This window comes from Bacillus sp. ISO11, from assembly GCF_003458115.1.
Classification (GTDB): Bacteria; Bacillota; Bacilli; order Bacillales; family Bacillaceae_G; genus Bacillus_A; species Bacillus_A cereus.
This window is the reverse complement of record NZ_QXCO01000050.1, coordinates 1-24,610: the sequence shown is the minus strand read 5'-3', so window position 1 is coordinate 24,610 and position 24,610 is coordinate 1. Positions and strand designations below refer to the sequence as shown.

The window sequence follows — 24,610 nt, the reverse complement described above, 5'->3', positions numbered from 1 at the left end:
GCTTGAGAAATTATTTTCGGATTAAATCCTTGAACGAGCGTTAACTTTAAATCCTTCGTAAATTTTGTCATACAAAAAACTGCACCTCCAATTGTTAGACTGTGTCTAACAATTGGGGTGCAGCTCAAATACCCTTGGCTTTTTTAACTATGCATCCACCTTTTGTATTTCTTCACTCTTTCTTGAAAGTTTACCTGGCCAAAAAGCAAATCGGCCTAACACAACTGTAATTGCGGGTACAAGTAACGGTCTTACGATAAACGTATCTAGTAATACGCCAATTGCAGTTACAATACCAAATTGAACTAATACTTGAATTGGAAGTGTACCTAACACTGCAAAAGTTCCTGCTAAAATTAAACCTGCCGATGTAATAACACTACCTGTTTGTATTACACCATTTTTTACTGCATCCAAGTGATTTTGTGTCTTTCTGTTTTTCCATATTTCTGAAACCATAAAGATATTATAATCTTCACCTAAAGCAACTAAAAATACGAATGCGTACAACGGTATCGCACCTTGAATGGCCGGCGCTCCCATACCGTAATGAAGCAATATCCATCCTGCTCCTAACGCTGAGAAGAATGATAAAACGACAGTTACAATTAAATAAATCATCGCAACAACCGATCGTAAGTAGACAAGTAATAGTAAAGCGATAATGCTAATCATTACTGGAATAATTACTGATTCATCACGTTCAGTAATTTGCTTTGTATCATATAATGAAGCTGTTTCTCCACCAATCCACAATTGCTCTTCAGCATTACTAATCCCAGCATCTTTTAATACTTTTTCTACATTACTTTTCAATTTAGGAATTTGATCTAACGCTTCAATTGAGTATGGATTTTCCGTTAAAGAAACTTCATACATTTGTATTTGCTTATTTTCTTTTCCCTCTTTTGGCTCTTTCACTGTATTTATGAAAGAAAATTTCTCTAGTTCTTGTTTAATAGGAAGCTCTTTTCCTTTCGTATCAACAACCACTTTTACTGGTGCTAGTTCACCAGCCGAGAAATGATCACTAATTAACGTAAACCCTTCGCGAGAAGGCATATCCTTTGGAAACGATTCTAATAAGTCATATGTGTATTGAATACGTGGTACGAACGAAGCCAATCCACCTAATACAAACACAGTTAGCATAATTATTGTCCATGGTCTTCGTACTACTACATCTCCAAGTTTTTTACTAAAGGAGCCTTTTGATTTTTCAACTTTTACAGCCCTCTTTTTCTTTCTTGCAAACTCCTCATTCATTGAAGTTGTTCTCGGTATAAACGGGAAAAATGCAATCCTACCGAAAATTAATAATAGTGCTGGTAAAATCGTTAAAGCCGCGATTCCCATTATAAATACAGCAACACTAAATGGTACTGCAAATCGATGAAAGGCACCATAATGAGCAAGTAATAATGTCCCTAATCCAAGTACAACAGTTAACGCACTCATTATTATTGCACCGCCAGAAGCTTTAATCGCAAGTTGTAATGCTTTATATTTACTTTCTTCTTCTAACAAGTACTCTCTATATCTCGAAATTAAAAATAGACAATAGTCCGTTCCAGCACCAAACAATAATACTGTCATAATTGATATCGCTTGGGCATCTACTTTAATCCATCCGTGATCAGCTAAAAAACCGAGTGTAGGACTAATAATACCGTATGCAAAGCCAACAACAAGTATAGGTAAAATTGCTAAAATTGGCGAACGGTAAAGCAAAATTAATAGGACCAAGACTAATAATACAGTAGCCACTAACAATTTCACATCTGCTTGACTAAATAAACTAACTGCATCCGTTTGAATACCTACAGGCCCAGATAATCGAACATGTAAACCAGATTCACTTATTTTTTGTTTAAATGGATCTTCATCCACCTTACTATTCACTATTTTTCTAAACTCTTCCAGATTTCCTTTTAATATATCCGTACCAGCAGATTTATTAAAGAATACCGGTGTAACAAATGATGTACCATCTTTTGACGCACTTTTTAATAATACTTGCTCTGGAATTGTATCAAATGGTGGTAACGTTGATTGTTCTTTTAAAGGACTAGCTTTTAACTCTTTATAAACATCTTGTATGAGTTTATAATCCTGTGACTGTAATCCACCATCTCTATACCATACTACTAACAACGGATTCCCTGCATTATTCGGAAACTCTTTTTTCATAAGCGCTTCCGCTTGCTGTGACATAGCTGTTTCAGGTAAATTTTTCGGATTCGGTTCTCTTGTACTGTTTACTTGTGGTAACGTAAATGAAAGTAATAATGTAATAAGAACCCACACAGATAAAGTGATCCATTGCGTATTTCTCCCTGCTACAAGCCTCCCTAACATATGTAACGGGTGCTTTTTCATAAAAACCCACCTTCCTTTTTTCCTCCATTATTAATTATATATACTGGTCGGTTAATTAATCAAGAATGATTGAAAATTATGTTATAATTATCTCAATCATAAATGTCAGGAGCGAATGTATTTGGAACAAAAACAACGTCCTCTCGGAAGGCCGCGTCAAAATAAAAATACAAAATCTACTAAAGAAACCATTTTAGAAGTAGCAACCCGCTTATTTCTTACACAAAATTATCAAGTCGTTTCTATGGATGAGGTCGCAAAAGTTTGTGGTGTTACGAAAGCAACTGTCTACTATTACTATTCAACAAAAGCCGATTTATTTACCGCTACTATGACCCAAATGATGATACGTATACGTGAGAATATGTCTCAAATACTCTCTACAAACAAAACTTTAGAAGAAAGATTATTAGACTTCGCTAAAGTTTACTTACACGCAACGATGGATATTGATATGAAAAATTTTATGAAAGATGCAAAACTGTCGTTATCTGAAGAGCAATTGAAACAATTAAAAAATGCTGAAGATAATATGTATGAAGTACTAGAAAAAGCACTCGATAACGCGATGCACATCGGAGAAATTCCGAAAGGAAACGCTAAATTTGCGGCTCATGCTTTCGTATCTTTATTATCAATTGGGAATTTTAAAGATGAAAATCACAATCCTATTCTTGCAACTATAGATGAATTAGCAAAAGAAATCGTTTCTTTTTATTGGAACGGATTAGGTCATTCATATTAAACTGATTTGCTTTAATAAAAGAGCATGTTTGAATTTTTTCAAACATGCTCTTTTATAATTTTTTTATATACTAATAATTAGATTATACTTCAATGCTGTTTAACAAAAAATTTCACTTTAACTTTTACAAATTTTGAAGTTGAACATTTATATTCTCCTTACTAAATCCCCCATGGTAACAAACTACAGATTCAATATGTAAATTTAAATACTTCTTCAAAGACTTCTTTGCTTCCTTAATATTTATAGTTGTTGGGGCGTGAATCCCTCCTAACATCCCATTCACACTATACATAGAGTCTCCTGCAATAAGAATTTTACTTTGTTTCAAATATAAACTAATATGACCCGGAGTATGCCCTGGAGTATGAAGAATTAGTATTCCACCGCAATACGGAAGTTCTTGCCCATCAATCACAGTATCACTCACTTTTCCTTTTGGTCGGTTCTCTACATTTCCGTCCTTCAATAAAGGTAAATCCCCCTCGATATATGGCTTATCTAGTTCGTGCGCATAAACTTTAATATTACTTCGACAGCGCTGCAACAACTCCGGAAGACTACCTATATGATCAATATCCTGATGCGTCAAAATCACGACTTTTAACTTATCAAATGATACCCCAACCTTTTCCATCTCTACTTGTATATCTTCAATTTGTCCTGGGAAACCCGTATCTATTAATACTGCCATTTCATCATCCCATAAAAGAATTGGATGAATAACAAATTCTTGAAATTCAAGTTGTAACATTTCTACTCCTTTAGCAATCTCCATACAGCCATTCTCCTTTATGTTGAAGTTTGAAAATATGTACAAGTAAACTGAAAATATAAAGTGAAACTTTAATCCGTGGGGTTTTACTACCCGACAAATAGCAGGATAAAGCACCTCTATCTTATAATATGTTTTGTCATCCCAATAGAGAATGCTTCAAACCCTATAGATTCATAGTAAGATTGCAATTTTTCTACACACATAAGTTGTGGAATAACCTTGTTTTGTTCACAGTGCTGGATTAATCGTTTCACTATTTCTTTTCCGATGCCACTAGACTGATATTTTGGCAATACACCAACTCCACAAATAATGCCTGTTATGACTCCATCTGATATGACACGCCCTATCCCTACTAACCTCTTATCATCAAAAACATAAATTGCATACCAACTTTGCTTACACATTCGTTCTAACTCGTTAACCGTTAATTTAAGAGAATTCCATCCTAAAGATTCGTATAAGGATAATAATCCATTAAAATCTGTAGGGTGTTCACTTGTGTAGCGTATACTATTTTCCATGTAAACACTCCCTATTCTCTGGCTTGTTTATATTTCATAAAATTCCCTTTACACAAATCTGATCGATGTAAAAATAACTAGAACAAACTTCAATAAGAAAGATAGAATTCCTTCTCAATATAAAATAAAAAGAAGTTATCTCAAGCGAGATAACTTCTTTTATATAAGACTCTCATTATATTATCAACCAAAAATTATACAACTACATACGATAAGCACAAACAAAACTAATAAACCATTTGAGAAATAACCCATTAAATACTACCCCTTTATTAAATTATGTAAAAGATTTTATCATAAAATGATTTACAACTTAATAACTGAAAAAGACATTGTATTCATTAGTTATATACGTTTAGTAATATTTTATATTCGGTTATATTCTCGTTCCCTGAAATTGCTTATCATACTCTTCTACTTCAGTTCATATAAGTTCAAAATATTAAATAATAAATCAAGAAGACCTCCACCTTACGAGGTCTTTTTTACTTATTTTCCAAATACACTAATTGATTCTTCCTCAATTACAAGTAAACAATTGGCATATTACATGATTTAATATCCCAATAATCAATTCAACTCTATTAATTCGGTTCGACCTTAATATCCCCCTTTTATTCCAAAAACTCAATAATTGTTTCACATACTTTATCCGTCTCCTCGATATCTGGGAAATGTCCACTATTTTCAAATATAACAAGTTTACCATTTTTCAATTGTCTCGTTATTCTATAACTCATTCCTACACCCGTATTATAGTCATGCGCTCCAACTATGACACACGTATCAATTTCTAAACCTTTAATACGCTCAATAAGCGGTAAAGATGATTTTGTTCCAAAAATAACTTTGCTCATCTTCCCTGTATTACTTAACTGACTTTCCTCCCAAAGACTCCGATTTAGCTTTGCAAATTCTTCATTTTCAAACAATAATCGATCTACAGCTTTTGTATCAACTATACTCCAAACTTGATTATACCTTTCTTTTAAAGGAATTTCTGACTTACTTATTATCAATATTTCTTCTTTCATTTCTCCTTTCGTTACTTGTAGAAAACCTTCTATCTGCACAGTATACATATCATTTAAATCATCTAACGATGGTGCTTGTAATACCATTTGTTCAACATTTTTCGGATATTTCAAAGCATACTCTAAACAAAGTTGTCCACCAAAAGAATATCCTAACAAATTTATCTTCTCTACATGTAATTGCTTTCTTAATTCCTCTAAATCTTCGACTAGAGTATTGATTGAGTACTCACCGTCATCTTGTGGTGCCTCACTTCTACCACATCCTCTTTGTTCATAATAAACAACAGTCATATTTTCTTCTAACCTCAACCCAAGTGTTCTTTCGAATACATAATGATTGCCACCTGGACCACCATGTACAATAATGAGAGGAACTGTATTATGAGCTGCCCCTGCAACTTTACACCAATGCAATACCCCATTGATTTTCAAATAGTGTACACCATCTTGCAACATTAACTGATTCATTTATCCTCTCTCCTCATCGCTCACTTATTACTATCTAAATGTATAAGTTCTGACCATTTACACTTTTCCCCTTTATACATATTCCCGTTACTATCTGTTGAAATTGAAAGCAAATAACTAGCTACACGTACTTCTACAGGATAAAGTAAATTAAGAGCAGTAAAACGAGTCGATATTTTTAACGTGTTCGCAATGTTTTCAAGCAAGAACTTCATAAATATAGGATCATGTAATAACTTGTTTCTAATAACCGTATTAGAAATAGAGATTGCTACAACATCTGAACAAGCTTCAACGACATTATGCGCTTTGCTATTTTGAATTAATTCAATATCACCAACAATGGCCAATGGATTGATAAAGCGAAGAATTAGTTTCTTCCCTTCAGATGTAATCGTGTAAACTTTTACTTTACCTTTAACAACAAAATATAAACGATCCATTTCGTCATCTATATTGCAAATGAGCTCGCCTTTTTCAAAGTGATTTAATTGAAAATAAGCTGTATCTATTTCTGAAAAAACCTCGAGCGTTTTATTGGTTTTCAAATAATGCGTAATTAAACCTGATCTATCCTCCATATTCATTTCTCCTTTCATTTACATATTAAATACAACAATACCTATAATCATTATTATTGTTCCCACAATATGATATCTCTCCATCTGTATCTTTTTTATATGAAACAGTCCTTTCATTTCAATAACTGTTGCCGTTAACAATTGAGCAACCATAAGTGTGCCAGCTGTCAATGTAACTCCTAGTGCATATATCGCCATAGTTTCTGCACAAATAATGAATCCACCAAATGCACCCGCTGCTAAATATATTTTTTTCACACTCTTTAAATCCGTTATTTTCTCTTCTTTCTTTAACAAAAATACAGTTGTTGCAATAATGAATCCAATTAAATGGGTTATAATACTCGTCGACCATATACCGATATGTGAACTAAGTTTCGCATTAAAGGTTCCTTGAAGTGTTATAAATATCCCCGCAAAAATAGCAAATATAATACCTTTCAAAAAATCATCTCCTCATCCTTTATTTCTGACTTAATTAAAAACCATCATCCTATAATGGCAAAAGGACAAATGTCACATCACTATGAAAATAACTTGGAATGAACAAAAAACACACCTCAAAAATGCGAGATGTGTTTATTTTTTATTATTTATATATAATGTTTTATAAATTAAAATTACGCTACATTAAAAGATTTCTTTTTCATAACAAACTTTGCAAATAAGAAACGTACAAGCGGTCCCATAATAATTAATTGTAATGGATATGCCATTATGAAATTTTTAATAAAAATCGAAAAATAAATGGAAACAAATGAATCTCCTTGTAGTCCACCATGTAAATACATCATAGCCATACCGAAAAATGACATAAAGAACACCATTCCAATTACCATAGTTGTCGCCATTGCAACGATAATATTTATTTTTTTGGATTTATCAAATGGCAATATGAATACAATTTTTTTCGCACAAGGTCCAACGATACATATTTCAATTAATAGTGCAATAATAAAGCCAATTAATAGTTCTAATGCAATCTCTTTAATATAAATTGGTCCTCCTGTTTCATTCATTAGTAAATTGTAAAACGTCATTACGATAACCATCCCAAGGCACATCATCATGCCAAATTGGAGGTTTTCCTTTCTTGTTGTTGGCAAATTTCATCATCCTTTCTCTTTGAGTCTTTGTCATTATATCGACATTGGAAACCCCTTCGTAAGTGAACATTTTGTGAACAAATTTAAAGCCTTTTCATTTTTCCTTTCTACTCAAATTCTCACTTTTACTTATAGAGGTTATATATATCGCAATGTTGAATTACTAAATTTAACATTGCATTACACTATTACTAGGAGGATAACCATGAATGAAGCAGAATTTTACGCATATCACATCGTAACAAGGAAAAAAATGCATATCGGACAAATCATTCCTTTTAACAAAAATCAACACAATACTCTATATCACTTCTTTTTTGAAAGAGAACAATTAAATGCTAGTGGTGAAGATGGCATACAAATTTTAAATAAACACTATAAAAATAACGAATTACATATAAATAATGAAAATACTAAAGTAGTTATGAGTTATATGGATCAAACAATTAGAGCAGTTAGAGAAACAATTGTAGAAATGGTTAGACTACAAGAATTCCCTGAATACCCTTCCAGATTATCTTGCTTATATGCTGCTAAAAGCTATGAGGATGCTTTGAAATGGAGAGCGCTATTTGATTCTTACAATCGAGAAGTTTTACAGATTGTTAAACTACGAGTGATCGGAAGTTCTTTTGAAGGTGACGGGAATCTTTTACCGAAAGAAGATGGAATTCCTTTTTCTCAAAAAATCGAACAAGCTAGAGAGTATTGGAAAGGAAATATTAGAAATGAGCTTCCTGAGCTACTGATTAATGGAGAAATTGAAGTGGTGGAAATTATTGATGACTTTTCCTCAATTCATATTTAATTTCTAACTAAATCATATAGGATGGAGATTACAATGAAGAAAAAAGTGTACTTCAATCATGATGGCGGTGTAGATGATTTAATTTCATTATTTTTATTACTTCAAATGGAAAACATTGAACTTACGGGGGTATCTGTTATCCCAGCAGACTGCTATTTAGAACCCGCAATGTCTGCCAGTCGTAAAATTATCGATCGCTTCGGCAAAGGTAATATTGCCGTAGCCGCTTCAAACTCTCGCGGGCAAAACCCGTTTCCGAAAGACTGGCGGATGCATGCATTTTATGTAGATGCTTTACCAATTTTAAATGAGTCTGGAAAAGTTGTAACACCCGTGGCGGCAAAACCTGCGCATCATCATTTAATAGAAACGCTTCTACAAACGGAAGAAAAAACAACTTTATTATTTACTGGGCCCCTAACTGACCTTGCTCGTGCATTATATGAAGCTCCCATAATCGAAGATCAAATTGAACGCCTTGTTTGGATGGGTGGTACATTTCTTAAAGCTGGCAATGTACATGAACCAGAGCATGATGGAACAGCTGAGTGGAATTCGTTTTGGGACCCTGAAGCGGTGGCTCGTGTATGGGATGCAAAAATTAAAATCGACTTAGTGACACTAGAAAGTACAAACCAAGTTCCGTTAACTATAAACATACGTGAACAGTGGGCAAAAGAACGAAAGTATATTGGTATGGATTTCCTTGGTCAATGCTATGCAATGGTTCCCCCTCTCGTTCACTTCTCAACGAACTCTACCTACTATTTATGGGATGTACTAACTACCGCGCTTGTCGGAAACACTAACCTTGCAAAAACTGAAACAATTAATAGTATTGTTCATACATACGGACCAAGCCAAGGACGTACAGAGGAAACTGCTGATGGACGACCTGTAAATGTCGTTTACGATGTAAAACACGATGTTTTCTTTGAATATATTACTAAATTAGCTAAAAAAGCTGCTACTTGAAACCTCAATAACACGAAAAAAATTTATTAAGAATGATATACTTTAATTAATATAACATGAGGTGATAAGATGGATTATGAGTTACTAAAAGAACGAATAGAAATTATAACTTCTAGAATTAAATACATAGGTGGTGAAGTTCAAGAAGTTTGTATAGATGAACCATCTTCCCTTGAACAAATAATCCAAGTAGAAGAAAAACTGGATATTAAACTACCAAATAGCTTCAAAAAAGTACTTTTAGAGTTCTCAGGAAATTTTAGCTTACGCTGGTTTTTACCTGACGATGTAGAGCTACCAAATGAATTTACTGATATTTTTTGCGGAACACCCCACTGGAGTTTAGAAAGTCTTTCTAAATTCGAAAAAGAACGTAAAGACTTGGTTGACGAGTTTTTTTCAAATCTAGATGATGAATATGATGTAGTTTGGCACAACAAATTAGCATTTTGTGAAGTGGGAAATGGAGATTATTTAGCATTTGATATGAAAGATGATATAGATGCTCCAATAATTTACCTAAGCCACGACGATGGAGAAGGACATGGGTATAAGATTGCGAATAATTTCATTGAATTCATTGAGAATTGGTCAAGAGTAGCTTTTGTAGGATGCGAAGATTGGCAGTGGTTACCTTTCACTACCAGTTTTGAAAGTGGTATAAATCCAGATGATGAACCAGCCAAAAAATTTAGAAATTGCTTGGGACTTAATATTTAAAAGAGTATTGAATTAAATTTCAATACTCTTTTTGTGCAATTTAATTATATTTGATTAATGTAGTGTCTTACAGATTATTCATTTCATAACCATTGACAAAATACGTTATTGTTTCTAACTCATCTGCATTTAATTCTCTATCTAGCTCTTGTTTATACGCTGCCTTTATCTTCTCTTCATCGCCTTTATGAGCTTCTGTATATGTTCCTACTGTTTTTAGCAAATGAATTTCTTGTAAAAACTCGTCTCGATTTATAGCTGTCCCATGAGAAAGAATATATGTCTCAGCATCAAATTTCTCTAATTCATCTATCAATTTAAACGTTCTTTTCGTCGTATAGTTCCACTTTGAAGAAAAAATATCTGCATATATACAATCTCCTACAAACAATATCTTTTCTTCTTTTATATACATAACAACTGAATCATGCGCATGATCTCCGCCCACATGTTTTAACACGCATGTCACCTCACCAAGATCTAATTCAATTTGATCCTGGAACGTTAAGGCCGGAGGAATAATGTTAATATTTCTCGCTTTTTCTTCAAACTCTTTCTTGATGCAATCCGCACAAAATTCAATTTCAGTACCCTCTTTTACGCGTGCATCCAACGCTTCATCTGTCCATTCATAAGATACTATTGTCTGCATTTCTTTTTTCGTTTCAGCGTGCGAAATAGTTAATGCATTCCGTAATACAGATAATCCAAAAATATGATCCCAATGCCAATGCGTTAGTGCTACAAAATCAGGATTTGATACATTTTGTTCTTTTAACATTTCTAAAAATAATTGTGCATGTTCTTCTGAATTCCCTGCATCGATCATTAAAGTTTTTTCTTTTCCAACAACCATTCCTAATATAGGTCTATCTGTTTCAGAAACAGGTGTCATATACCAAAATGAGTTTCCTATTTTTTTAATTTGTTGCATAACCAATTCCCCTTTTCATTTCCTCACTTAAGTTTAATATATAGATTATAACGAATCACTACTTTTTTCTCTATACTCAAACACAATTACTTGGACTAATCTAACTTTTCTTTTCGTAAGCTAAAAATAAGGGAATAGAATCGGAGTGTGATACTATGGAACGTTTATGGATCCCAATGATTGTAACATTTTTTTCGTTCGGTGGATTACTATTAGGCGGTGCTGTTGGAGTAGCAACACGCCAACTCATTGAAGAAAAGATGCATCGTTTATACGCATTATGTGGCGGTATTTTGTTTGGGTTATTGTCACTTGAAATTATTCCTGAAACATTTTCAAGCTATGAAATGATTGGACCTATACTTGGTATAGCTATCGGTATTTTAGTTATGAGCTTATTAGATAACTATTGTCACCATCCAATGATACATAAAAAAGATCAACAAGCATGGCAAACCTTTCTTTTTCTCTCTTTCGCTATATTTATTCATAATATACCGAGTGGATTTGCGTTAGGTACAGCTTTTATAAATCATAATGACTCTGCCATTCCCTTTTTAATAGCAATCGTCGTTCACCATATTCCAGAAGGATTAGCTTTAATTATTCCATTTCTTTTTACAAAACATAAATATATTTCCTTTTTATTAACGACTTTATTACTTTCTCTTATTCTCGGTACTGGCACAGTTTTTGGCATTTTGATGGAAGGAAAAGCTCTTCACCTGCAAGGCCTCATTATGGGAAGTGCTATCGGTTCACTTGGATATGTCACAATTCATGAAATGCTTTGGAAAGCTAAGAAACAGCTCTCTTTCCTTACATTTCTAATGTGGGCAACTAGTGGTTTTTTACTAATAACAGTGTTCACTTTATTCGCTGGTCATCATTAAAGTTGCTAAAGTGAAACTTTTGTTCCTCCCACACTGATTCTTGGATTACAAATAACTAGATAAATTTCTTACTTGTATATTTTTCCTTTTTATTCAAAACATAATGTTATCTACCTATTATAAGGAGGAACAATTATGTTTAGGAAAACAGCAGGTGAAGCATTAGTTGATTTATTAATTGATTGGGGAGTAGAACACATATACGGTATGCCTGGAGATTCCATCAATTCTATCATTGAAGCTTTAAGAAAAAAACAAGATAAAATTAAATTCATTCAAGTTCGCCATGAAGAAGCTGGTGCATTAGCAGCGGCCGCCTATGCGAAATTAACAGGAAAACTTGGCGTTTGTATGGCAATTGCAGGTCCTGGTGCTATTCATTTATTAAATGGTTTATATGATGCGAAACTCGATAAAGCCCCTGTTCTAGCAATTTCAGGTCAAGTAGAAACCGATTTACTTGGAACGGACTTTTTCCAAGAAGTAAATTTAGAAAGAATGTTTGATGATGTTGCGGTTTATAACCAGCGTATTATGTCAGCAGAGCAACTACCTGCCGTAGTGAATCAAGCAATTCGAATGGCTTATACGAAAAAAGGTGTATCCGTTCTTACTATTCCAGATGATGTCCCAAAATTCGAAGTGAAAAATGGTGCCCGTGTTACAAATACTTCTTTTACTTTGCCTGAATTATTTCCACAAAAAGAAGATTTAGATGCAGCGAAACTCGCAATAAATGAAGCGAAAAAGCCTGTGATTTTAGCTGGAAAAGGAACAAAACATGCGAGAGAATCTTTACTTGCATTAGCAGAACATATTGGTGCTCCAATCGTACTTACATTACCTGCTAAAGGAATTATTCCTGATGAGCATCCTCTTTGTATCGGTGGATTAGGATTAATTGGAACGAAACCTTCTTATGAAGCAATGAAGCATGCAGATACTTTAATTATGGTCGGTACTTCTTATCCGTTCACCGGCTTCTTACCTGAAAAAGCAAAAACAATTCATATCGATACAGATCCTGCCCAAATTGGGAAACGTTATGCGACAGATATTGGTTTACCTGGTGATGCTGATAAAACATTACGATGGTTAATTGAAAATGTTGAAGAACACACAGATCATTCCTTCTTAGAACAGCACCAAGAAATGATGAAAAAGTGGGAAGATAAATTACACGATCAAGAAGAAGACTCTTCCATTCCAATTAAACCACAACGCGTTATGCATGCTCTGCAGCAAGTAGCACATGATGACGCAATTCTATCAGTCGATGTTGGAAATGTAACAGTATGGACCGCAAGACACTTCCGTATGACAAACCAACAATTTATCATTTCTAGCTGGCTCGCAACACTTGGCTGCGGTTTACCTGGTGCACTTGCTGGAAAAATTGCTTTCCCGGATAAACAAGTATTTGCAGTTTGTGGTGATGGTGGATTTGGAATGACGATGAATGACTTCGTAACAGCTGTAAAATATAAATTACCAATCGTTGTCGTCGTATTAAACAATAATAAAATTGCGATGATTAAATTTGAACAAGAAGTTATGGGTAATATCGAATTCGAAACAGACTTAACGAACCCAGATTTCGCAAAATATGCAGAGGCGTGTGGAGGTATTGGATACCGTGTTGAGAATTTAGATGAACTCCTTCCCGCTTTCGAAAATGCAGTAAAACAAAATAAACCGTGTATTATTGATGTAGTTGTAGATGCTAACGAAGCACCAATGCCAGCAAAAATCACATTTGGTCAAGCCGCTGGTTATACGAAGCATATGATAAAAGAATTATTTGAAGAAGGTAAGATTGATTTACCTCCACTTTAGGCGAAAAAAGATAGCTGAAAACAATTTGTCTTCAGCTATCTTTTTTTATTTTTGTATCTCTTTATAAAAAGAAAAGTCATTCATAGTTGGTTGTACTTAAGACTCTTATTTTTTATCAAGAGTCTTTTTATTTAATTTCGCTTCAGTTAATACTATGTAATACTATGCATCTAAAAATCTTTATACATCTCGCTAACTATTTCAATTCTCTAAAGTTCGGATATACTTTATTTTATGAATGTATCGCACATCCACTTATAGAATTTTTCTTTCTCTTCAAATTGTGGATAATGAGCTGATTTCTCAAAAGTAATAAATTGTTTTTGATCTGCTTCTATCTTATCAAAATATGTTTTTGCTGCATGGAATGAAGCTTAGTAGGCAATGGATTTTTTAAATCCTTTTCTAATAAGACAGTTTGAGAATGTGATAATCCAACGTTATAACGAATTACGTCTAACTAGTTATATTCATTACAGAAAGATTTGAAAACATCTCGCATACACATTTTTATAAAAACACATAGAAAAGAGCCCTTGCTTTCAACACAAGGACTCTTTTCATAAACTATTTAGCTACTTCTTCTTTCGGCATTACCATACCTTTATAAAGTTGAACAGTTATCCAGTAATAAATGAAATAAATGACTAAGAAGATTCCTATTGGCACCCACACTTTCACAAACGGGTCAACTAATATAAAGCTGAATAAGTTAAGCCCAACTAAAACGTGAGAAATGCCAATGATCGCTGGGAAGATAAATAAATACGAAATTTCTTTATATATACTTTTCGTTAACATACTACGTCTCACACCAATTTTTCGTAACATTTCATAACGGCGTACGTCGCGAGAAGCACCTGTTAATATTTTGAACATAAGGGAACTTGCCATCATTGCTAAAAAGGCAATTCCGAGGAAAAATCCCATAAACATTGTTCCGCTCATGAAGCTGTTCATAAACTGATAAATTGTCATTTTCGTAAATAAGTCTACCTTTTCACCTGTTGCTTTTTCAATTTGTGCTTTTTGTCTCTTGTCTATTTCGATCAATAACGGTTTATATTTTTTCATATCATCTACTTTTGCTAATGTTACAGTATGTTCTGTTCCTTGAATCCCTTTATAATGCTCTTCGTCTGCAATTCTTACTGGTTTTCCGCTAAATTGATTATGCGTAATTTGTATCTCTCTTACAACTGCGTCTTCCCAATCCTTTGGCATTTGAGGGAATTTTGCTAATTCAGGAGCCTCTAAAGCTGAATATACAGGTTCAGTTAAAGGTTCAGTCACACGTTTGCGAACAGGCTCTTTTAAAGTTTTTGTATCAAAATGGTCTGAAACAAGTGGCGGTTTCGCAGTTAAGTCGTTACGTAAATAATAAACCGCTTCTCCATCTACTTTATATTTGTACTTGCTTTCTTCAATAATTTCCATTTCTTTTAAGGCAGCTTTGTCTTGATCATTCGGATCATGAATTACAACATCATATACACGAGAAAAGTCTGTCATAATACCTACATTTTTTTGGAACGCCATACCTGCCGTCATCGCACCTGCGCCTAATGCAATTAACATTGCTACAGTACCTAATACTCTCGATAAACTATTTACTCGAAAGCGCAGCTGTGCATATGTAAAACTATTTAGACCAGTTTCATTTCGTTTTTTATTCCCCTTAATTTTCATCACAAAAAACGGGAGTAATGAACTAAAGATAAAATATGTTCCAAGTGTTGTAACGATGGTTGCTATAATAAAACCTAATTCAGCATAAATTTTTACATTGATCATAAAATAGTACCCTGTACTTACTAGTAATACACCAAGTACTGTCATTATTATAATGCGAGTTTTACTTTTCTTCACTTCATCTAGTGTTTCATCTTCACGAATTAACTCTAATTCAGTTTTACGTAATAATCGGACACTGTTCATTAAGCCAGTAATGAAAAATAGTATTAAGAAGAAAATAGCTGTGACTAAAATTGCTGGTGTGTATACAGATGCGTAACTACCTTTTGCTGAAATTTCCATTCCATTCATTAAAAAGTTCCCTGCTACACTTGCAAGTAACATCCCTACTAAAATACCGATAATAATACTGACAATACCCATACCGAATGTTTCAATAAATAATAACTGTGCTACTTTTTTCTTTTTCGCACCAAGCATCATGTACATACCGAGTTCTTTTCTTCTTAACGTGAGCAAGAAAGAGTTGGCATATATAATATAAAATACAGTAATGAAGGATAATAGTATTGCACCTACCCAGAAGACGAGCCTTATACTACTAATTAGACTATTATCTTTTGTAAATTCACTATTCATCGCCATCGTTTGGAACATGTAGAAAATACTAATACTAATAACGAGGCCAATAAGTAAAACCATATAATCTTTTAACATCTTTTTCATACTATGACGTGATAATTTAAATAACATAGTTTCACCCCCTACTTAGACTCAGCAGCTGAGCCCATATGAGCGAGCACACCTAAAATGTCTTGATAGAAATTCTCTCGAGTACCTTGACGGTTTAATTCTTTATAAAGAAGACCATCTTGAATAAATAAAATACGCTCACAATAACTTGCACTAAATGCATCGTGTGTAACCATCAAAATACTTACATTGTGATTTTCATGTAAATCTTGCATCGCTTCTAATAAACTTTTTGCGTTTTTACTATCAAGCGCACCTGTCGGTTCATCTGCTAATACAATTGCTGGATTATGTACTAAAGCTCTTGCCGCCGCTGTTCTTTGCTTTTGTCCTCCAGAAACAGCCGTCGGATATTTTGTTAAAATTTCGGTGATGCCTAATTTCTTCGCAACGTCATTTACCTTTCCAGTAATCTCACTTGACGGTACGCCTTGCAAAGAAAGTGGTAAAGCTATATTTTCATAAATTGATAAGTTTTCTAGAAGATTAAAATCTTGAAAAATGAAACCTAATTTTTGAGAGCGAAAATCAGATAACGCATTGCCCTTCATAGAAGTAATATTTGTACCAGCTATCGTCACACTACCACCTGTCGCTTGGTCAAGTGTACTTATCACATTAAGTAAAGTCGTTTTTCCAGACCCAGAAGGTCCCATGATCCCGACAAATTCTCCTTCTTTAATACTTAACGATACACCCCTTAATGCTTTTGACTGATTCTCATTTCTTTTCCCATACGTTTTTTCTACACTTTCTACAGTAACTACATTTGTTGACATCTCTTTCACTCCATCCCTTTTGTATAAAATTAATTTCTCACATATTTCTTATTATTTTGTCATGTGAATTCTTAAGAATTTTTTAATTATTCATTCAAGAAGAGTTACACCTGTAACATGAACCTTTTTCCTACTTCATATTCTCATTTTTCTACAACTCGTTCCCTCGATTTCGCTTACATTTACCTTACATTTTTGTAAGATAAAAAAGAAAACACACTAATTGCTAATAGTGTGTTTTCTTTACAATCAATATTTTCTATTCTTTATTTCTTCTTCAATACTTGCCACAAATACATCTAGCGCAATAACTTCTGACTTCTCTTCCCCATATTTACGTACATTTACAACTCCGTTTTCCATTTCCTTATCACCAATAACAAGAATATAAGGAACTTTTTGCATTTGTGCTTCTCTTATTTTATATCCTAATTTTTCATCTCGTGCATCTTGTTCAACACGAACTCCAGCTTGTGCTAATTTATGTGCAATCTCATTGGCATATTGTTCATGTACTGCATTTGAAACTGGAATTACTTTCACTTGAACTGGTGCCACCCATGCCGGGAACGCACCTCCAAAGTGCTCAATTAATATTGCTAAGAAGCGATCTAATGACCCTAAAACTGCCCTGTGAATAACAACTGGTCTTTTCTTTTCATTATTTTCATCTATATAATTCAAATCAAATTTCTCTGGCATTTGGAAATCAAGCTGGATTGTTCCGCACTGGTGGCTTCTATTTAAAGCATCTTTAATATGAAAATCAATTTTCGGCCCGTAAAATGCACCGTCACCTTCATTTAGTCTATATTTATAATTTAGCGATTGTAATACATTTTCTAATGCCGCTTCTGCTTGCTCCCATAATTTATCATCACCCATTGAATCTTCTGGACGAGTAGAAAGCTCTACTTCATATTCGAATCCAAAAGTTTTATATACGTAATCAATTTGCGCCATTACTAATTTAATTTCATCTTCAATTTGTTTTGGAGTTACAAATAAATGTGCATCATCTTGGCAGAAAGTACGTACTCTTAATAATCCGTTTAACGCACCACTAAATTCATGACGATGTACTTGACCAAATTCACACATACGAATCGGTAATTCACGATAAGAATGCAATTTATTTTTAAACATAAGCATGTGCCCTGGGCAGTTCATCGGTTTTAATGCAAAACTTTTATTATCTACTTCAGAGAAATACATATTATCTTTATAATGTCCCCAGTGCCCTGATCTCTCCCATACTTCTTGGTTCATCATGAACGGAGTGCGTACTTCTTGATAATTGTACTCTTTTTGAATTTCTCTTAAAAATGCTTCCAATTCGTTACGAATCATTTGTCCTTTCGGTAAATAAAACGGCATTCCCGGAGCCTCTTCAGAAAACATAAATAACTCAAGCTCACTGCCTAACTTACGATGATTTCTTTTTGCTGCTTCTTCAACGAAATGTAAATACTCTTCTAATTCTTTTTGAGAAGAGAATGCAACACCATATATGCGCTGAAGCACTTGGTTATTACTATCACCTCGCCAATATGCACCGGAAACGTGAGTTAATTGAAATGCTTTCAAATAACCTGTAGATGGTAAATGTGGTCCTCTACATAAATCTACAAATTCACCTTGTTTATATAGTGTTACACTTTCCCCACCAGGAATTGCTTCTAAAAGTTCTAATTTCAAGCGGTCGTTCATTTCTTGAAACAGTTTAGCTGCTTCTTCTCGAGAAACCTCAACTCGTGCTATCTTTATATTTTCATTTATGATCTTTTTCATTTCTTTTTCGATTTTTCGTAAATCTTCTATGTTTACACTACTTGGAAGATCCATATCATAATAAAATCCATTTTCAATAACAGGTCCTACTCCAAGATTTATATCACCATACAATCTTTTTACAGCTTGCGCTAAAATATGTGCTGCGGAGTGTCTTGCAATTTCTACCCCTTCATTTGAATCTATAGTAATGATTTCCACTTCCGCATTTTCTTCAATATTTCGGCGTAAATCATATAATCCATCATTTACTTTCCCCGCGACTGCTTTCTTTTTCAAACTACTGCTAATGGATCCAGCAATTTCTTCTAAAGTAACTCCATTTACAAATTCTTTAACGCTACCATCTGGAAATTTAATTTCAATCATTTGTTCTTTCATTTTTCATCTCTCCATTTCATAATAAAAAGCACACTCATCCCTAAAATAGGGACGAGCGTGCTTTTACCCGTGGTTCCACCCAGATTCCCATTGTAAACAAACAATGGCTTCTTTTACGGTAACGTCGTTTATACGGCACTAGATACTTAATTTCCCTAGTGCAGCTCTAAGGTGGTAAGTTATTTTTCTGCGTTAGGAAGTTCTCAGCTTTCCTTCCTTCTCTGTATAACCGGGTAAAATAACTCGTGTCCTTTTCTTCGCTTATTATGAAATTGAATGCAAAAAAGCATATTCATCCCTAAATATAGGGACGAATATGCTTATATCCGTGGTTCCACCCAGATTCCCATCACAAAAAAACATAATGGCTTCTTTTGCGATAACGTCGCATACACGGCACTAGATACTTAATTTCCCTAGTGCAGCTCTAAGGTGGTAAGTTATTTTTCTGCGTTAGGAAGTTCTCAGCTTTCCTTCCTTCTCTGTATAACCGGGTAAAATAACTCGTGTCCTTTTCTTTGCTTTTTGTAAAACATCCATTTATTGTTATTTAATATATCTTATTCATTTTATTTTTGCAAGTGTTTAAAAAAATTATTTATTTAATTTAAAAAAGCGAAACCAAATTTTTTTGGTTTCACTTCACAATTTTACCAATCTTGTGGTTCGTAATTTAAGTCTGCAAATAGACGTCTTTTCTCTTTCTTCGTTAAATCTCTCCACTGCCCAACTGGTAAATTATTCAATTCAATATTCATAATTCTCGTACGTTTTAACGTGTATACTTGATAACCTAAAGCTTCACACATACGGCGAATTTGGCGATTTAGCCCTTGTGTTAAAATAATTTGGAACTCATATTTTGATAACTGTGTAATCTCACAAGGAAGCGTTTTTGTTCCTAAAATTTTAACACCCGCTGCCATTTTCTCTAAGAAATCAGGTGTAATTGGCTTATCTACTGAAACGATATATTCTTTCTCATGTTTGTTTTCAGCACGTAAAATCTCATTAACAATATCGCCATCATTCGTTAACAAAATTAAACCGTCAGAGTCTTTATCAAGACGTCCAATGTGGCTAATTCGTAAAGGATGATTCACTAAATCAATAATATTACCTTTTACTGATTTTTCACTCGTACATGTAATACCTACTGGTTTATTTAAAGCGATATATACGTGATCTCGAGCAATTCGAAGCTGCTCTCCATTTACTCGTACATCATCACCTGGGTTCACTTGGTCACCAATTTTTGCAACCTTACCGTTAATAATTACTCTTCTCTCATTAATTAGTTTATCCGCTCCACGTCGAGACGCTTTTCCAGCTTCACTAATAAATTTATTGATACGCAAATTAGGCACATCCTTTTCTAAAAAAAATTTCAAGCTCACACTGCTTCTACCGTACAATACAAAAGGGTAAGCCTCCTATTATAACTTAAATATATTAACATGAAAGGGTATATAACGTCTTCTATTAATTACTTGTTTATAAGAAAATATCTTTATTATACATTCATTTATGCACTTTTTCAGCGTTTAATATACAAGCCATTCTTCCTTACATACAGCTTGTTTTCCTTTTATCTCTTCTATCTCTTCATGAATATTAGCTAATTTATATAAACCTGGGAAAATCTCTTCCACATAATGTTGATGCGTCTTTTCATCTTTCCAATACGTTAACACTATGTAACGATTTTTATTTTTTAAAGACTTCCCAACTACTCCACCTAACATTCCTTTTGCTTTTTCCATTCCTTTATTCCAAATTGTTTCTTGCTTATGTAAAAAATGATTTTCCTTTTCCATCTTTACATCACATATAGCAACTCTTACGAATGATCCTTCTGTAACAACGTCTTTCAAATGCGTATCAGTTATATCATACAACGTTTGAAATAATTCAATTTCACATGAAAGAAACGTATCCTCTTGATTACTATTTAAATAAATTGTATCGTGAGCACCATTCATAAATGATTGATATGCACTTCTATCTTCCCATAAAGTAAATACACATGCCTCATCTTCATACCATCCACCAAATTGTCCATGAAACCCATCTAGGTGCCGTATATCACGCCATTTTCCTTGCGCATTTGAAAACAATTCCTTTTTCTCTTCTTCCACCTTACAGTAGATTGTTTTTAGTAGCATTTTTAATTCCCCCTTTAGCATATAATTTATCTTCTTCTCACAATAATTAGTTCACATAATATTTTTATAATCACCCTAATACTCTTTATAGACATATAGAACTAATCATATTTATCACTACATCTATCAAAACATCTATCAAAACATCTATCAAAACATCTATCGAATTTAATTTCAAATGATTCAGAATAAAAAAAGATGTAACTCTTAATGAATTACATCTTTAGCTAATCTCCCTTATTCATCTTTTTCTCAAATAAATAATACGTAATTTCTCCCGGATAATGTACTACTGCTACCTTCCGCTCCCCTTTTTTAAAACTAACAGTATGCCCGTTTTCCCCTAAGTTCTCCCATCCACTCGCCTTTGTAATCGGCATTACACTTATATATTGATAGTCCTCTTCCTTATCATCGTTAATATGAATTGCTGACATTGGTACTGGAAAACCTTTAATTTTAGATTCTTTATTCATAAATATGAATGCAATTACACCAACTAATAACATAGCCATTGAAATACTTGAAACTAGTTTTCTTCTATTCATTTTCACTAAAAACCCTCTTTTCTCACATATAACTTTCATCATTTTACTAACTTTAATTATTTATGTATAGAGAAGAAATAATTTTAATTATTTCTAACCTATTTTCTCTACTTAAAACAACATTATTATTATATATTATAATTATAAGTTTTTAAATTTTGGAGGCGTTACATATTGCAGAAATTACTTTTTACTAAATGGACAGTTGTTATTTCTATTTTCATCATTTTTGGTACAATTTTCTACGTTACTAATGTTAAAAATAACCACGAAAAAGCAACTGTAGAAACAGCGGAGACAAAAACTTTCAAAACTAAATTACAACCTAAAATTAATGAATTGACTACTCATTATAATGACATCATCGAAAAAGATTGGTTACCTGCCTGGGAAGAGATTAACACGAATGGAGATTCAGTAGATCGAAATAAACTATTAGTTACAATGAGTGCTGTTTCCAAGCAGTACGAAACAATTATGAACGAAATAGACACGCTTAAAATTGAAGAAAACATAACAGATATAGATATACAAAAACAACTACTTCAGTTCACAACTCAGTTTAAATCCGCATCAAATTTCATGAAAAATGCAGCAAATTTAATTATAGACGGAGCAAATAACTCTACTCCAACCGATGAAACTATTGAAAAAACAAAACAAGCTTTAGGACTTGCGGATCAACATATTGTCATCGCTTTATCTACTTTAAATGAAGTTGAAGATAAATTAGGACTTACAAAAAAATAAAACTATTTACTATTTTAAAATAAAAAATGATTGCAATTCACAATTTGTATGTCTATAATGTTTTTATTGATTTACAATCAATGTGTTTATAAATTTTATAATTCGGATGAACCATTCAGGAGAAGGTCTATTGATCTACCGACGGGGCAAAAAGTTGTTATACCAGCTTTGAAACTCTCAGGTCTTGGTTACAAGTAGAACTGCATGGGGACGAATCTCTGGAGAGACTCCCTCTCGCTTTCATAGAGCGCGGAGGAAAACGAGCACCGAAGGAGCAAATCCGCTACTTTAGCGGATAATCTCTCAGGTAAAAGGACAGAGACAAGCGAAAGAAAAAGCCGATTGTATCGGTTTATTTTTCTATCCCTTGTTTCTCCAGAGACCATTTCATTTACTTGAAGTGGTTTTTATTTTTTCTAAAAAAGGAGAATAAAGATGGAGACAGTAAGTAAAGTATTAGAACAACTGAATCAATACGTGTGGGGATTACCAACTTTGTTGCTACTCGTTGGAACAGGTATCATTCTCACAGTGCGTTTAAAAGGTTTACAGTTTAGTAAACTATTATACGCTCACAAACTAGCATTTAAAAAATCAGAAGATACCTCTTCTTCTGGAGATATTAGTCACTTCCAAGCACTTATGACAGCTATGGCCGCAACGATTGGTATGGGAAATATAGCCGGTGTTGCAACAGCTGTTACAATTGGTGGTCCTGGTGCAATATTTTGGATGTGGATTACCGCTTTATTCGGTATGGCAACAAAGTATGCCGAGGCAATACTTGCAGTGAAATACCGTGTTAGTAATGAAAATGGTGAATATTCAGGTGGACCAATGTATTATTTAGAGCGTGGTTTAGGTAAGAAATGGCTGGCAGTATTATTCGCTATATTCGGCACAACTGCTTCTTTCGGTATTGGTAATATGGTGCAATCTAACTCAGTTGCAGAGGCAATGCGAATTAATTTCTCTTTCCCTCCTGCTTTAACTGGTATAGTAATGTCATTTTTAATCGCAATTGTTATTTTAGGCGGTGTAAAAAAAATTGGGAAAGTGACGGGATATGTCGTTCCTATTAAAGCTTTCTTTTATATAATTGCTGGTCTTATAATTATTTTCTATCACTACGACCAAATTCCAGAAGCATTTTCACTTATTTTTTCTGGTGCATTTAATGGTACAGCAGCTGCTGGTGGTTTTATTGGGGCAACAGTTGCATCAGCTATCCAAATCGGAATGGCGCGTGGTGTATTTGCGAACGAAGCTGGTTTAGGAAGTGCACCTATTGCCGCGGCGGCGGCAAAAACTGATTCGCCTGCAAAGCAAGCTTTAGTTTCAATGACTGGTACTTTTCTAGATACGTTTATTGTATGTACAATTACAGGACTAGTATTAATTACTACAGGTGCTTGGAAATCTGGTAAAACTGGCGTTGAAGCTACAACACTTGCATTCCAATCTGTATTTGGTACTGCTGGTAGTATGATTCTCGGTATCGCAATTATTTTATTTGCCTACTCTACTATTTTAGGCTGGTCGTATTATGGAGAAAAATGTGTAGCTTATTTATTCGGAGAAAGTGCAGTTAAATATTATAAAGCAATCTTTATTGTTATGATTGCAATTGGTGCTAATTTAAAGCTAGGAATCGTATGGACATTTGCTGATATTGCAAATGGACTTATGGCAATTCCAAACTTGATTGGTCTAATTGGATTAAGTAGTATTGTTGTTGCTGAAACGAATCGCTTTTTACAAGCAGAGAAATTGAAAGAAAATAATAAAAAACAGGCAAGTTAATCTATGAAAAAAGGAATGACTCATACATGATGAGTGGTATTATCCCCTATAGGTAGACAGTAAAAAAAGAGTCCATCTGATATGATGGACTCAATACTGTTTTATCTGGAGGGGATTTTTTTATGGCAAGAAAAGGACAATCATTTCAAAAATATACAGAA

Annotated in this window: 21 protein-coding genes, 2 pseudogenes, 1 riboswitch and 2 other annotated features; of the genes and pseudogenes, 8 read left to right on the top strand and 15 right to left on the bottom strand. The window is 33.7% G+C overall.

Translation table 11 applies throughout. The annotated features are described in order from the left end of the window. Positions 1-147: 147 nt before the first annotated feature. On the bottom strand, positions 148-2,379 hold the full coding sequence (locus D1166_RS28985) for an MMPL family transporter (RefSeq protein ID WP_098221100.1): 2,232 nt from the start codon (positions 2,377-2,379) through the stop codon (positions 148-150). A 121-nt stretch (positions 2,380-2,500) separates the two neighbouring features. Between D1166_RS28985 and D1166_RS28980 the strand changes: the two genes are divergently transcribed. Then, positions 2,501-3,124, top strand: a complete 624-nt coding sequence (locus tag D1166_RS28980; protein WP_118043517.1) for a TetR/AcrR family transcriptional regulator — start codon at positions 2,501-2,503, stop codon at positions 3,122-3,124. Positions 3,125-3,248: 124 nt separating this feature from the next. Here D1166_RS28980 and D1166_RS28975 read toward each other — a convergent pair whose 3' ends face one another. From D1166_RS28975 to D1166_RS28950, 6 genes and pseudogenes are all read right to left on the bottom strand, one after another. After that, on the bottom strand, positions 3,249-3,902 hold the full coding sequence (locus D1166_RS28975; protein ID WP_098221102.1) for an MBL fold metallo-hydrolase: 654 nt from the start codon (positions 3,900-3,902) through the stop codon (positions 3,249-3,251). Between the two features lie 116 nt (positions 3,903-4,018). After that, on the bottom strand, positions 4,019-4,426 hold the full coding sequence (locus D1166_RS28970) for a GNAT family N-acetyltransferase (RefSeq protein WP_098221103.1): 408 nt from the start codon (positions 4,424-4,426) through the stop codon (positions 4,019-4,021). A 614-nt stretch (positions 4,427-5,040) separates the two neighbouring features. Continuing rightward, positions 5,041-5,931, bottom strand: coding sequence for an alpha/beta fold hydrolase (locus D1166_RS28965; protein ID WP_098221104.1), 891 nt, complete (start codon positions 5,929-5,931; stop codon positions 5,041-5,043). Between the two features lie 65 nt (positions 5,932-5,996). After that, positions 5,997-6,512, bottom strand: a pseudogene (locus tag D1166_RS28960) (Crp/Fnr family transcriptional regulator); the annotation flags it as partial. An 18-nt stretch (positions 6,513-6,530) separates the two neighbouring features. Further along, a complete protein-coding gene (locus tag D1166_RS28955; RefSeq protein ID WP_098221105.1) occupies positions 6,531-6,956 on the bottom strand; it encodes a DMT family transporter in 426 nt (141 codons plus the stop codon). A 176-nt stretch (positions 6,957-7,132) separates the two neighbouring features. Beyond that, a complete protein-coding gene (locus D1166_RS28950; RefSeq protein WP_002103059.1) occupies positions 7,133-7,618 on the bottom strand; it encodes a DUF2798 domain-containing protein in 486 nt (161 codons plus the stop codon). Between the two features lie 205 nt (positions 7,619-7,823). Here D1166_RS28950 and D1166_RS28945 point away from each other — a divergent pair, with 205 nt between their 5' ends. From D1166_RS28945 to D1166_RS28935, 3 genes are all read left to right on the top strand, one after another. Continuing rightward, entirely contained in the window at positions 7,824-8,426 is a 603-nt protein-coding gene (locus D1166_RS28945) for a DUF2441 domain-containing protein (RefSeq protein ID WP_001001048.1), read from the top strand. Between the two features lie 21 nt (positions 8,427-8,447). Further along, positions 8,448-9,401: a nucleoside hydrolase gene (locus tag D1166_RS28940; protein ID WP_098221106.1), complete on the top strand. Its 954-nt coding sequence runs from the start codon at positions 8,448-8,450 to the stop codon at positions 9,399-9,401. Between the two features lie 69 nt (positions 9,402-9,470). Beyond that, the gene (locus D1166_RS28935) at positions 9,471-10,121 is read left to right on the top strand and encodes an SMI1/KNR4 family protein (protein WP_006918611.1); all 651 of its coding nucleotides are present in this window, start codon (positions 9,471-9,473) and stop codon (positions 10,119-10,121) included. A gap of 67 nt (positions 10,122-10,188) precedes the next feature. Here D1166_RS28935 and D1166_RS28930 read toward each other — a convergent pair whose 3' ends face one another. Then, positions 10,189-11,055 (bottom strand): MBL fold metallo-hydrolase, encoded by an 867-nt coding sequence (locus tag D1166_RS28930; protein WP_098221107.1) that lies wholly within the window; start codon positions 11,053-11,055, stop codon positions 10,189-10,191. Between the two features lie 155 nt (positions 11,056-11,210). Here D1166_RS28930 and D1166_RS28925 point away from each other — a divergent pair, with 155 nt between their 5' ends. Both D1166_RS28925 and D1166_RS28920 read left to right on the top strand, forming a co-directional pair. Continuing rightward, entirely contained in the window at positions 11,211-11,948 is a 738-nt protein-coding gene (locus D1166_RS28925) for a ZIP family metal transporter (RefSeq protein ID WP_098023271.1), read from the top strand. Positions 11,949-12,083: 135 nt separating this feature from the next. Further along, entirely contained in the window at positions 12,084-13,784 is a 1,701-nt protein-coding gene (locus D1166_RS28920; RefSeq protein WP_098221108.1) for a pyruvate oxidase, read from the top strand. A gap of 227 nt (positions 13,785-14,011) precedes the next feature. Here the strand turns inward: D1166_RS28920 and D1166_RS28915 are convergent. From D1166_RS28915 to D1166_RS28885, 7 genes and pseudogenes are all read right to left on the bottom strand, one after another. Then, positions 14,012-14,259: pseudogene (locus D1166_RS28915) on the bottom strand (hypothetical protein); the annotation flags it as partial. Positions 14,260-14,351: 92 nt separating this feature from the next. Further along, entirely contained in the window at positions 14,352-16,232 is a 1,881-nt protein-coding gene (locus D1166_RS28910) for an FtsX-like permease family protein (protein ID WP_098221109.1), read from the bottom strand. Positions 16,233-16,243: 11 nt separating this feature from the next. Then, a complete protein-coding gene (locus D1166_RS28905) occupies positions 16,244-17,011 on the bottom strand; it encodes an ABC transporter ATP-binding protein (protein ID WP_000106426.1) in 768 nt (255 codons plus the stop codon). A gap of 249 nt (positions 17,012-17,260) precedes the next feature. After that, positions 17,261-19,183, bottom strand: a complete 1,923-nt coding sequence (gene thrS, locus D1166_RS28900; protein ID WP_098221110.1) for a threonine--tRNA ligase — start codon at positions 19,181-19,183, stop codon at positions 17,261-17,263. A gap of 44 nt (positions 19,184-19,227) precedes the next feature. Further along, positions 19,228-19,450, bottom strand: a binding site (T-box leader). A gap of 36 nt (positions 19,451-19,486) precedes the next feature. After that, positions 19,487-19,711: a binding site (T-box leader), on the bottom strand. Positions 19,712-19,833: 122 nt separating this feature from the next. Further along, entirely contained in the window at positions 19,834-20,541 is a 708-nt protein-coding gene (gene rluF, locus D1166_RS28895; protein ID WP_001222170.1) for a 23S rRNA pseudouridine(2604) synthase RluF, read from the bottom strand. A 186-nt stretch (positions 20,542-20,727) separates the two neighbouring features. Beyond that, positions 20,728-21,348, bottom strand: coding sequence for a YdbC family protein (locus tag D1166_RS28890; RefSeq protein ID WP_000925166.1), 621 nt, complete (start codon positions 21,346-21,348; stop codon positions 20,728-20,730). A 227-nt stretch (positions 21,349-21,575) separates the two neighbouring features. After that, complete coding sequence (locus tag D1166_RS28885; protein ID WP_061139319.1) at positions 21,576-21,938, bottom strand: hypothetical protein; 363 nt, start codon at positions 21,936-21,938, stop codon at positions 21,576-21,578. Positions 21,939-22,070: 132 nt separating this feature from the next. On the opposite strand from D1166_RS28885, the gene D1166_RS28880 reads away from it, so the two are divergent. Both D1166_RS28880 and D1166_RS28875 read left to right on the top strand, forming a co-directional pair. After that, the gene (locus D1166_RS28880) at positions 22,071-22,646 is read left to right on the top strand and encodes a hypothetical protein (protein ID WP_001170884.1); all 576 of its coding nucleotides are present in this window, start codon (positions 22,071-22,073) and stop codon (positions 22,644-22,646) included. A 208-nt stretch (positions 22,647-22,854) separates the two neighbouring features. Then, a riboswitch (glycine riboswitch) is annotated at positions 22,855-22,975 on the top strand. A 106-nt stretch (positions 22,976-23,081) separates the two neighbouring features. Next, positions 23,082-24,449: an alanine/glycine:cation symporter family protein gene (locus D1166_RS28875; RefSeq protein WP_000451039.1), complete on the top strand. Its 1,368-nt coding sequence runs from the start codon at positions 23,082-23,084 to the stop codon at positions 24,447-24,449. Positions 24,450-24,610 lie beyond the last annotated feature (161 nt).

Excerpts from the sequence above, each read along its gene's own strand:
- D1166_RS28940 (WP_098221106.1), top strand. The coding sequence starts at position 8,448 with ATGGAGATTACAATGAAGAAAAAAGTGTACTTCAATCATGATGGCGGT.
- D1166_RS28905 (WP_000106426.1), bottom strand. The coding sequence starts at position 17,011 with ATGTCAACAAATGTAGTTACTGTAGAAAGTGTAGAAAAAACGTATGGG.
- D1166_RS28885 (WP_061139319.1), bottom strand. The coding sequence starts at position 21,938 with ATGATGAAAGTTATATGTGAGAAAAGAGGGTTTTTAGTGAAAATGAAT.
- D1166_RS28925 (WP_098023271.1), top strand. The coding sequence starts at position 11,211 with ATGGAACGTTTATGGATCCCAATGATTGTAACATTTTTTTCGTTCGGT.
- D1166_RS28890 (WP_000925166.1), bottom strand. The coding sequence starts at position 21,348 with ATGCTACTAAAAACAATCTACTGTAAGGTGGAAGAAGAGAAAAAGGAA.
- D1166_RS28930 (WP_098221107.1), bottom strand. The coding sequence starts at position 11,055 with ATGCAACAAATTAAAAAAATAGGAAACTCATTTTGGTATATGACACCT.
- D1166_RS28985 (WP_098221100.1), bottom strand. The coding sequence starts at position 2,379 with ATGAAAAAGCACCCGTTACATATGTTAGGGAGGCTTGTAGCAGGGAGA.
- D1166_RS28965 (WP_098221104.1), bottom strand. The coding sequence starts at position 5,931 with ATGAATCAGTTAATGTTGCAAGATGGTGTACACTATTTGAAAATCAAT.
- D1166_RS28920 (WP_098221108.1), top strand. The coding sequence starts at position 12,084 with ATGTTTAGGAAAACAGCAGGTGAAGCATTAGTTGATTTATTAATTGAT.
- D1166_RS28970 (WP_098221103.1), bottom strand. The coding sequence starts at position 4,426 with ATGGAAAATAGTATACGCTACACAAGTGAACACCCTACAGATTTTAAT.
- D1166_RS28975 (WP_098221102.1), bottom strand. The coding sequence starts at position 3,902 with ATGGAGATTGCTAAAGGAGTAGAAATGTTACAACTTGAATTTCAAGAA.
- D1166_RS28945 (WP_001001048.1), top strand. The coding sequence starts at position 7,824 with ATGAATGAAGCAGAATTTTACGCATATCACATCGTAACAAGGAAAAAA.
- thrS (WP_098221110.1), bottom strand. The coding sequence starts at position 19,183 with ATGAAAGAACAAATGATTGAAATTAAATTTCCAGATGGTAGCGTTAAA.
- D1166_RS28910 (WP_098221109.1), bottom strand. The coding sequence starts at position 16,232 with ATGTTATTTAAATTATCACGTCATAGTATGAAAAAGATGTTAAAAGAT.
- D1166_RS28875 (WP_000451039.1), top strand. The coding sequence starts at position 23,082 with ATGGAGACAGTAAGTAAAGTATTAGAACAACTGAATCAATACGTGTGG.
- D1166_RS28935 (WP_006918611.1), top strand. The coding sequence starts at position 9,471 with ATGGATTATGAGTTACTAAAAGAACGAATAGAAATTATAACTTCTAGA.